The sequence below is a fragment of the Klebsiella sp. 28 genome, from assembly GCF_018223905.1.
GTDB lineage: Bacteria > Pseudomonadota > Gammaproteobacteria > Enterobacterales > Enterobacteriaceae > Klebsiella > Klebsiella pneumoniae.
In genome coordinates this window covers 1-9,235 of record NZ_JAGRQY010000187.1, presented here as the reverse complement: position 1 = coordinate 9,235, position 9,235 = coordinate 1, and the positions used below count along the sequence as shown (strand labels likewise).

10 protein-coding genes and 1 pseudogene are annotated in these 9,235 nt (G+C 58.4%); 2 read left to right on the top strand and 9 right to left on the bottom strand.

Features of this window, described 5'->3' with window-relative positions; translation table 11 throughout:
• The 4 genes from KHQ28_RS24980 to trmJ all read right to left on the bottom strand — a co-directional run.
• On the bottom strand, positions 1–66 hold a 66-nt coding region (locus tag KHQ28_RS24980; RefSeq protein WP_211777718.1), incomplete at its 3' end, for an iron-sulfur cluster assembly scaffold protein.
• 26 nt (positions 67–92) lie between these two features.
• Positions 93–1,307, bottom strand: a complete 1,215-nt coding sequence (gene iscS, locus KHQ28_RS24975; RefSeq protein ID WP_002913992.1) for a cysteine desulfurase — start codon at positions 1,305–1,307, stop codon at positions 93–95.
• A gap of 178 nt (positions 1,308–1,485) precedes the next feature.
• Entirely contained in the window at positions 1,486–1,977 is a 492-nt protein-coding gene (iscR, locus tag KHQ28_RS24970) for a Fe-S cluster assembly transcriptional regulator IscR (protein WP_002913993.1), read from the bottom strand.
• Between the two features lie 234 nt (positions 1,978–2,211).
• The gene (gene trmJ / locus KHQ28_RS24965) at positions 2,212–2,946 is read right to left on the bottom strand and encodes a tRNA (cytosine(32)/uridine(32)-2'-O)-methyltransferase TrmJ (protein ID WP_032418497.1); all 735 of its coding nucleotides are present in this window, start codon (positions 2,944–2,946) and stop codon (positions 2,212–2,214) included.
• A 120-nt stretch (positions 2,947–3,066) separates the two neighbouring features.
• On the opposite strand from trmJ, the gene suhB reads away from it, so the two are divergent.
• A complete protein-coding gene (suhB, locus tag KHQ28_RS24960) occupies positions 3,067–3,870 on the top strand; it encodes an inositol-1-monophosphatase (RefSeq protein ID WP_002913995.1) in 804 nt (267 codons plus the stop codon).
• Between the two features lie 46 nt (positions 3,871–3,916).
• On the opposite strand, the gene KHQ28_RS24955 is transcribed toward suhB, so the two are convergent.
• The 3 genes from KHQ28_RS24955 to KHQ28_RS24945 form a co-directional block, all read right to left on the bottom strand.
• On the bottom strand, positions 3,917–4,753 hold the full coding sequence (locus KHQ28_RS24955; protein ID WP_004174831.1) for a hypothetical protein: 837 nt from the start codon (positions 4,751–4,753) through the stop codon (positions 3,917–3,919).
• A 99-nt stretch (positions 4,754–4,852) separates the two neighbouring features.
• On the bottom strand, positions 4,853–5,833 hold the full coding sequence (locus tag KHQ28_RS24950) for a nickel/cobalt transporter (protein ID WP_004180908.1): 981 nt from the start codon (positions 5,831–5,833) through the stop codon (positions 4,853–4,855).
• The gene (locus tag KHQ28_RS24945; RefSeq protein WP_004144326.1) at positions 5,824–6,462 is read right to left on the bottom strand and encodes a DUF1007 family protein; all 639 of its coding nucleotides are present in this window, start codon (positions 6,460–6,462) and stop codon (positions 5,824–5,826) included. Before KHQ28_RS24945 ends, KHQ28_RS24950 begins: the two co-directional genes overlap by 10 nt.
• A gap of 124 nt (positions 6,463–6,586) precedes the next feature.
• Between KHQ28_RS24945 and csiE the strand changes: the two genes are divergently transcribed.
• Positions 6,587–7,864, top strand: coding sequence for a stationary phase inducible protein CsiE (gene csiE, locus KHQ28_RS24940; RefSeq protein WP_002914002.1), 1,278 nt, complete (start codon positions 6,587–6,589; stop codon positions 7,862–7,864).
• Here the strand turns inward: csiE and KHQ28_RS24935 are convergent.
• Positions 7,861–8,997 carry a 3-phenylpropionate MFS transporter gene (locus KHQ28_RS24935; RefSeq protein WP_032418495.1) on the bottom strand — a complete coding sequence of 379 codons (1,137 nt, stop codon included), beginning with the start codon at positions 8,995–8,997 and terminating at the stop codon, positions 7,861–7,863. The genes csiE and KHQ28_RS24935 overlap by 4 nt on opposite strands.
• 82 nt (positions 8,998–9,079) lie before the next feature.
• Positions 9,080–9,235 (bottom strand): annotated as a pseudogene (locus tag KHQ28_RS24930) (aldose 1-epimerase); the annotation flags it as partial.

Sequence of the window (9,235 nt, the reverse complement as noted above, 5' to 3'; positions counted from 1 at the left end):
GTTGTCAAAAGAGCCGACGTTGCGCGGATTCTCGTAATGATCGATAACTTTTTCGCTGTAAGCCATGATGAATTCTCCTTATTGGTGCCGAATTAGTGATGTGACCATTCAATGCTGTTCAGATCCACGCCCTGTTTGAACATTTCCCACAGCGGAGAAAGCTCGCGCAGACGGCCAATGGATTTGCGAATCAGATCGATGGCATAGTCAATCTCTTCTTCGGTAGTGAAACGACCTAAAGAGAAACGAATAGAACTGTGCGCCAGTTCATCAGTCATGCCTAACGCGCGCAGCACGTAGGATGGCTCAAGGCTCGCGGAAGTACAGGCTGAACCGGAGGAAACCGCCAGGTCTTTCAGCGCCATAATCAGCGACTCGCCTTCAACATAGTTGAAGCTGACGTTAAGAATGTTCGGCGCGCCCTGCTCGAGGTCGCCGTTGAGGTACACTTCTTCCATATCCTTCACGCCGTTCCACAGACGGTTGCGCAGCGTGCGCAGACGCGCCATCTCGCTTTCCATCTCTTCTTTGGCGATACGGTAAGCTTCACCCATGCCGACGATCTGGTGAACAGGCAGAGTACCGGAACGCATACCGCGCTCGTGGCCGCCGCCGTGGATTTGCGCTTCGATACGAATACGCGGCTTACGGCGCACGTACAGCGCGCCGATGCCTTTCGGACCGTAGATTTTGTGACCGGAGAAGGACATCAGGTCAACTTTCAGCTGGCTCAGATCGATAGGCAGCTTGCCCACGCTCTGGGTGGCGTCTACGTGGTAAATGATACCGCGGGCGCGACACATCTCGCCGATGGTAGCGATATCCTGCACCACGCCGATTTCGTTATTCACATGCATGATGGAAACCAGGATGGTGTCGTCACGCATCGCTGCTTCCAGCTCTTTCAGATCGATAATCCCGTTGCTCTGCGGCGCCAGGTAGGTCACTTCGAAGCCTTCGCGCTCCAGCTGACGGCAGGTATCCAGAACCGCTTTATGCTCGGTTTTGCTGGTGATGATGTGCTTGCCTTTTTTCTGATAAAAGTTGGCTGCACCCTTGATCGCCAGGTTGTCGGATTCAGTCGCACCAGAGGTAAAGACGATTTCGCGCGGGTCGGCGCCGACCAGCTCGGCAATCTGATTGCGGGCGATATCAACCGCCTCTTCAGCCTGCCAGCCAAAACGGTGGGAACGGGAGGCCGGGTTACCAAAGGTCCCGTCCATGGTCAGGAACTGCATCATTTTCTCGGCAACACGCGGGTCCACCGGCGTGGTTGCGGAGTAATCGAGGTAAATCGGTAATTTCATTGCTCTTAAACTCCGTACATCACTCAATGCAAGGAATCAGGCAACCGGCTTGATGTACGACCGAGTACACGGAATGTCGGAGCATCCCGGCCTGATTCTGAAAGCTCTTTATAATCGTTGTCCCGCCGTTTCGCGCCGCCTTGCCCTGTCAGCCGCAGCCCGAAACGGGACGGGTCACTCAGGCGCGCAGTTTAACGTCAATCGCGTCCTGGGTGCGCGCATTGCGCTGGGTTTCGTGCTGATGCTGACGACCGGAAACATCGAGGATCTCCTGGTTATTCACCAGTTCCCCGAGGGTGATATTGTTCAGGAAGCCGGTCAGGCGCTCGCTCAGGTCGCGCCACAGCGCGTGAGTCAGGCATTTATCGCCGCCCTGACAGCCGCCCTTGCCCTGGCAACGGGTGGCGTCAACGGATTCGTCCACGGCGCTAATGACTTCGCCGACGGCGATACTGCCGGCATCTTTACCTAACAGATAACCACCACCTGGGCCGCGAACGCTGGAAACCAGGCCATTTTTACGCAGGCGAGAGAACAGCTGTTCCAGATAGGAAAGCGAAATTCCCTGACGCTCTGAAATATCTGCCAACGGCACCGGGCCCGTTTCAGAGTTGAGCGCAACGTCAAGCATCGCGGTCACGGCATAACGCCCTTTAGATGTCAGTCTCATGTCTTACTTAACCTCAAACTCGCCCCTGGCCGGGCTTTTTATTAATATGGGTATTGCATAGCAGGGCCAAGTCTGACATTCCCGAGTAATTTGGTCAACTATTTACTTGACTGTTTTAGTCAGGTATTTGGCTTTCCGTGCCGTTTTACTTCCGCATAGCCTGATACCTTCATCCCGCCAGGCGAGCCCGATTCGTAGCCCGGATAAGCGAAGCGCCATCCGGCGTTAACGCGGTTACTTACCTTTATTCTGCTGCTCAATAGACGCCAGCATGCCGCGCAGGATGTTCAACTCCTGGCTTTCCGGACGCGCGCGGGTGAACAGACGACGCAGCTTGTTCATCACCTGCCCCGGATGATTCGGGCGGATAAAGCCCGTCGCCAGCAGCGTCTGCTCAAGATGGTCGTAGAATCGCTCCAGATCGTCCACCAGCGGGTACGGCGCCTCTTCATGCTCAACCGCCGGCTGCGCTTGCTCCTGCGCCGTCAGCCAGGCCATCCGCACTTCATAGGCGATAACCTGCACCGCCATCGCCAGGTTCAGCGAGCTGTACTCCGGGTTGGCGGCGATCGCCACGTGATAGTGGCACTTCTGCAGTTCATCGTTGGTCAGACCAACGCGCTCGCGGCCAAAGACCAGCGCCACCGGCGCATGCTGACCTTCGGCGACGCTTTTCAGACCGCATTCGCGCGGGTCGAGCATCGGCCACGGCAGCGTGCGGGAGCGCGCGCTGGTGCCAACCACCAGGCTACAGCCTGCCAGCGCTTCATCAAGGGTATCGACAATCTGCGCGTTGCCGATCACGTCGCTGGCGCCCGCGGCCAGGGCTATCGCCTGCGAATCGGGTTTGACCAGCGGATTGACCAGCCACAGGTTAGTTAAGCCCATGGTTTTCATCGCGCGGGCTACGGAGCCCATGTTGCCGGTATGGGAGGTTTCTACCAGTACGATTCGAATATTTTGCAGCATTATGGTTCTTCGGCTAAAGATTATTCGTGCATGCTACCATAAAACGGAGACATAAGCAGATTTGGCTGCTATTATATGCGCCGTTTTTTCCCGTTCTTTAACATCCAGTGAGAGAGACCGATGCATCCGATGCTGAACATCGCCGTGCGCGCCGCGCGCAAGGCGGGTAATTTAATTGCCAAACACTACGAAACGCCAGACACCGTAGAAACCAGCCAGAAAGGCAGCAATGATTTTGTGACCAACGTCGATAAAGCCGCCGAAGCGATTATTATCGAAACCATTCGCAAATCTTACCCGCAGCACACCATTATCACCGAAGAAAGCGGTGAACACGCTGGCGAAGAGCAGGATGTTCAATGGGTTATCGATCCACTGGATGGCACCACCAACTTCGTTAAACGTCTGCCGCACTTCTCTGTTTCCATCGCCGTACGCATCAAAGGGCGTACTGAAGTCGCGGTGGTCTACGATCCGATGCGTAACGAACTGTTTACCGCGACCCGCGGCCAGGGCGCGCAGCTGAACGGCTACCGTCTGCGCGGCAGCAACGCTCGCGACCTCGACGGCACCATTATCGCGACCGGCTTCCCGTTCAAAGCGAAGCAGCACGCCACCACCTACATGAATATTCTCGGCAACATGTTTACCGAATGTGCCGACTTCCGTCGCACCGGCTCTGCCGCGCTGGATCTGGCCTATGTGGCCGCCGGCCGCGTTGACGGTTACTTTGAGATCGCCCTGAAACCATGGGATTTCGCCGCAGGCGAGCTGATCGCCCGTGAAGCTGGCGCGATTGTCTGCGACTTCACCGGCGGTCATAACTATATGCTGACGGGCAACATCGTTGCCGGTAACCCGCGCGTGGTGAAAGCGATGCTGGCGAACATGCGCGAGCAGCTGAGCGACGCGCTGAAGCGTTAATCTCTTACTGATGTCAAAAAGGAAGCCGCGGCTTCCTTTTTTTATGTCATTTTATCATGTTGAGGATCTGGCGAATCACCGCATTGCCGCCAATACAGAGCACCGTCAGGCCGCTAAATAAGGCCAGCGGTCCGCGCCAGCGCAGACAGCCCTGCGTCCCCAGCCAGCGCCGGAAACACAGCGCTATCCCTACCGTCGCCAGGCGGGCTAACAGCACGCCGACCATCGCCGGAACCAGCAGCAGCCATCCCCACAGCGGCAGCTCATACTGCTGCGCACTGAGTAAAATCCATACCAGCTGAAACGGCAGATAAAAGCTCAGGGCAAAGATCAGCGGAATGCGAATATTGCCTGCCGGTGCGGCAACGCCCTGAAAGTCGCGCCAGCCGTCGCGCAGCAGTATTCCAGCCAGCACCAGCGTGGCCAGATAGCATACGTCGTTAAAGATGCCCACGATCTGCATTAGCCTGTCGCTGCTTAGCTTACCCATAAACGCGAAACGCCAGAAAATGATCACCAGAAAACCGAACTGCAACACCCAGCTGCGCAGGATCCAGTCGACCATCTCCCGCGGCGAGGGCTGGTTATGCACAGCCCAGGCAACAATGGGCAGTTTACTGTGACCGGGATGACAAAAGGCCAGCACGAAGCCCGACAGCGTTAGGGTGGCGTAGGCCACCAGCGGAATATCCGCGACACTCGCCACCCCGAATCGCATAACATACGGCATGGCGTGGTAGACACGCACCAGATCTGACGGCCACCAGCTGGCCAGGGCTGGAAACCAGAATACGATCGCCAGGCCCGCCAGCAGCCCGGCGGCGCCGGCGCAGCCATAATAGAACCGCCCGCTCTGCGCGGGAGAAACGATATTTGCGGCCATAGCGACTCCTTGTCATCCGCCGAAAAGCGGAAAACTAGAGCATCGCTTCGCCAGCGGCAAGCGCTGGCGCCCACTTTAGGATTTGCGCCCGGCGTCTGTCTAAAACGGACGGATCCCACCGCCGGCAGGGACGGCGCTGAGCCACATCACCCCTGCCGCCGCCAGCAATATGACGCCGCCGGCCAGCGCCAGCGTCGCCCAACTAACCTGCTTCCATAACGCTGGCGCCTGATGGCGACTGAGGCGGATCGCCAGTTGGCGGAACCCATGCACCAACAGCGCCAGCGCCGTGATAGTCAACGAGGTTCCCGCCGCCATCGCCAGCGCCGCCGCCATCCCCCAGCCAAAAACGCCGATTACCTTGCTGAACAGCAGAACCATGATCGCCCCCGAGCAGGGACGCATACCCATCGACAGGACGATCGCGGCGCGAGCCCGCCAGTCGTCGCCAGCCTGCAGCTGCTCCGGGGCCGGGAGATGCTGATGCCCGCAGCCGCAGTGTTCGTTATGAACATGATGCGGGGTAAAAGCGGTAAACGTTGGCCGGCGCAGCAGCAGACGCAGCTTTTTTAACGCCCGCCAGCACAGCAGCAGCCCTAACGCGCCCACCAGCAAATAGCTCCCCTTCTCCAGCCAGAAACTGCTGAGGTGCAGCTGGCGCGCCGGCAGCTGCAGCAGCGCCAGCACCACGACCACCAGCGCGATGGCCACCAGCCCCTGCAGTAAAGAAGCGGCCAGCGTCAGGCCAATGCTTGATTTCAGCTTCGCGGGATGGGTGGCAAGCCAGGTCGTAATGACAATTTTACCGTGTCCGGGCCCTAAGGCATGGAGCACCCCGTAAACGAAGCTAAACCCCAGCAGCGACAGCCCTGCCGCCGCCGGGTTCTCCGCCACCGCCTGCAGCAGGCGGCTGAGTTCCAGGTTGAGCGAACGCTGCCAGACTGCGCTCTGCATCAGCACCTGCGGCCACGCCCGCCACAGCCAAATGCCGCCGATGATGCTCACCGCCAGCAACAGCGCCAGCGGCCACAGCGCTTTCCAGCGCGAAAATCGCGCGCGCGGAGTAAAAATTACTGACATGTCAGGGTCACCTTCTGGGCAAAATAGCTGCCCAGCGCCATATCCTCCGGCGGCGCATCCGCTTTATCCAGCGACTGGGCGTATGAGAGCATTTTGTCGTTCGGTTTTGGCGTCATCACCGTTGCCTTACAGGCGGCCCGCAGCCCTGCGGGCAGGGAAAAATCGCTATCCTTGTCATAAAACATATCGACGTAGTAGGTCGGGTCGAAGGTGGAAAAGGTAAACGTCTGCCCGGCAATGGGTTGCGGCGTCGCCAGCGGCAGAGTAAAGGTGAGTACCGCCTGCAGTCCGTCACGTTCGAGGCCGTAACCGTCGGGACGATTGTCAAATTTAACCCGCTGACCGTTATGCCACAGCTCGCTGAAATAGTGCTGACCGAGCACGTTGGCCATCACCTCCGCCGCCAGCTTTTTCCAGACTTCGCTGCCCGGTTTGGCGTTTCCGGCATCATAGAGCAGATCCGATGAGGTAATTTCATCCATCGTCCAGCGCATTTTAAAGGCGCTCAGCAGACCATCCTTGATCACCGGCTCGCTTTGCAGGCTGATGAAGCTATGCGGATGCGCAGCGGCCGACCATGATAAAACCATGAAAAACGCCGCGCTTGTGCATTGTTTCACTCTGTTCATCTGTTCCTCACGTGAAAAATTCTGTGAACTTCGCCAGCAATCCTGAGTAAAAGCGGACGCTCTTCCCTGCCCACGCCGCGGTCATTGTCTATCCTTAGCGGAAACCCTAACTGGAACTTACCAGATGATGACCGTCATTGAACCACCATCTGCGCTTTCCAGTCCACAGCGCCGTAGCCAGGTGCTCCTGATGTTTTATCTGCCCGGACAGTCGGTGACGACTGAACGGCTTGGCAGGATCAACCTCGTTGATGAGACCACGGCCCGGCAGGATATTGAGGAGACCGGACGCGAAATTCAGCGTTACCACCGTTTGACCCTCCAGTCACAGGTGGACGGCAGCTATCGGATTGAAGGCGCCGCGCTCGACCAACGTTTATGTCTGCTGCATGCGCTGCGGCGGGGGCTGCGCCTCTGCCCACAGTTCGTTAATCATCATTTTACCCCGGCGCTGAAAACGCAGCTTAAACAGGAAGGCATTGCCCGCACCTTATACGATGATACCAATCTGCAGGCGCTGGTGAACCGCTGCGCGCGGGCGCTCAATCGCCAGTTTGACTGCCGCGACGTGCAGTTTCTGCGCTTGTACCTGCAGTACTGTCTGCTCGAACATCACCGGGGATACTCTCCGGACTTCAATGAGGAACAGCAACGCTGGGCTCAAACCGCCGCCGAGTTCACCCTGGCGCAGGAGATTGTCCGCCACTGGCAGCGTCGGGTCGGCGCTCCGCCCCATGTCGGAGAACCTTTTTTCCTCTCGCTGCTGTTTATGTTGCTCAAAACCCCCGACCCGGTCCGCGACGGTCACCCGCACGATCGCCGCCTGCGGCTGGCTATCTCCGGCCTGATCCACCGCTTTCAGATCCTCGCTGGCAGAGCGTTCAGTGATGAGCAGGGGCTCAGCGATCAACTCTATATTCATTTGTCGCAGGCGTTGATCCGCAGCGTGTTTGCTATCGGCATCGACAGCACGCTCACAGAGGAAGTGACCCGGCTCTACCCTCGCTTACTGCGTACCACCCAGGCGGCATTGAGCGAATTCGAGGAGGCCTGGCACATCCGTTTTAATGAGGAAGAGACCGGTTTAATCGCGGTGATCTTTGGCGCCTGGCTGATGCAGAAAAGCGACCTGCACGAGAAACAGGTGCTGTTGCTAACCGATGACAACCCAGCTATTGAAGAGGCCCTGGAACAACAGCTGCGCGAACTAACGCTGCTGCCGCTGAATATCAAATACCAGAGCGTAGAGCGCTTTCAGAAGGAAGGTGCGCCCAAAGGGGTGACGCTTATCGTCACCCCCTATGCGACGGCGCTGCCGCTGTTTTCGCCGCCGCTGATCCACGCGGAGAACTACTTCACTGAACGCCAGCAGCAGCATATCTGCGCCATGCTCGAGGACTAGGCCGCCACCGCTTTTGGCCGTATAGCCATCGCCGGGAGCGTCAGCAGGGCCATCACCCAGAATACGCCCTGGTGCAGGTGCTGATAGAGGAAACCGGCGAAGACGGTCATGATGGCAATACTGCCGCCCATCGCCACCGCGGAGTAGACGGCCTGCAGACGGATCACTTCGCTACCCTGACGGGCGGCGATATAGCGCATCGCCGCCAGATGACACACCGTGAAGGTGCCACAGTGAAGGATCTGCGCAAGGATGAGTCCCGGCAGCGCCGTGGTCCAGCCCATCAGTCCCCAGCGAATCAGCCCGCAGACGGCGGAGAGCAAGAGCAGGTCGCGGGCGCTGAAGCGGCGGAACACCTTTTTACTCAACGCGAAGATCACCACTTCCGCCACCACGCCTAACGACCATAGATAACCGACCGCCGAGGCGGAATAGCCGGCCTGCTGCCAGTAGATGGCGCTAAAGCCATAGTAGGCGGCATGCGCTCCCTGCAGCAGACAAACGCAGGCGAGAAAGCGCCAGCTTTGGCGCACCAGCGTCAGCCAGGCCGCCATTCCGGCCCCCTGCTGCTGGCGCGACTCCCCCTGGGGCATCACCGACGGCTTAAGCAGCATGCCGAGCAGCATCGAGGCGATCCCCAGGCTTAGCATCAGCAGGATCGCCCGGTAATCGAACAGGCTCACCAGCTTGCCGGTCAGCGCTGAACCAATCACAAAGGCAATAGAGCCCCACAGCCGCACCCGGCCATAGTCCATGGTGATCTGCTTTTGCCAGGTATTGGCCAGAGCATCCGTCAGCGGCACCAGCGGCGAAAAGAACAGGTTGAAGCCGATGATGATCGCCAGCAGCCATGCTACGTGGCTGCCGGCCCAGAAGGCCAGCGCGAAGAGCAAGGTTAACAGCGCCAGCACGCGCAGCGCGGCGATCAGCCGGGAGGGATCGCTCACCCGCGGGGCAATCAGCAGACTGCCGAGAAAACGGGCCACCAGACCGGCGCCAAGCAAAATGCCGATGGTTTCCGGAGTCAGCCTGTTTCCGGCCAGCCAGACGCTCCAGAAGGGCAGAAAAATACCGTAGCTAAAAAAGTAGGTGAAATAACTGAGCGCCAGCCAGCGCGTGGAGTGCAAGACCATGATTTCCTCCCGAATGGTGGCGATAGTCTGGCGATAAACCCCGGCGGGCGCAAGATGCTCTTGTCTGCTGATAGCTCGTTATTTATGCCCCCTCGATGATGATTTTCAGCGAAAAATTCAGCTTCTCTCCCGCGCCTAAAACTCGCAGCCCCGGCTGCCCGTCCATGTTGTGGGCGTTTACCGGATGGCTTTGCGGCTCGAGGCAAAGGAATGATTCACCTTGCATTCTGAACAGCAT

What these genes read in the sequence shown, in the direction of transcription:
- iscS (WP_002913992.1), bottom strand. Translation starts at nt 1,307, where the DNA reads ATGAAATTACCGATTTACCTCGATTACTCCGCAACCACGCCGGTGGAC.
- iscR (WP_002913993.1), bottom strand. Translation starts at nt 1,977, where the DNA reads ATGAGACTGACATCTAAAGGGCGTTATGCCGTGACCGCGATGCTTGAC.
- trmJ (WP_032418497.1), bottom strand. Translation starts at nt 2,946, where the DNA reads ATGCTGCAAAATATTCGAATCGTACTGGTAGAAACCTCCCATACCGGC.
- suhB (WP_002913995.1), top strand. Translation starts at nt 3,067, where the DNA reads ATGCATCCGATGCTGAACATCGCCGTGCGCGCCGCGCGCAAGGCGGGT.
- KHQ28_RS24955 (WP_004174831.1), bottom strand. Translation starts at nt 4,753, where the DNA reads ATGGCCGCAAATATCGTTTCTCCCGCGCAGAGCGGGCGGTTCTATTAT.
- KHQ28_RS24950 (WP_004180908.1), bottom strand. Translation starts at nt 5,833, where the DNA reads ATGTCAGTAATTTTTACTCCGCGCGCGCGATTTTCGCGCTGGAAAGCG.
- KHQ28_RS24945 (WP_004144326.1), bottom strand. Translation starts at nt 6,462, where the DNA reads ATGAACAGAGTGAAACAATGCACAAGCGCGGCGTTTTTCATGGTTTTA.
- csiE (WP_002914002.1), top strand. Translation starts at nt 6,587, where the DNA reads ATGATGACCGTCATTGAACCACCATCTGCGCTTTCCAGTCCACAGCGC.
- KHQ28_RS24935 (WP_032418495.1), bottom strand. Translation starts at nt 8,997, where the DNA reads ATGGTCTTGCACTCCACGCGCTGGCTGGCGCTCAGTTATTTCACCTAC.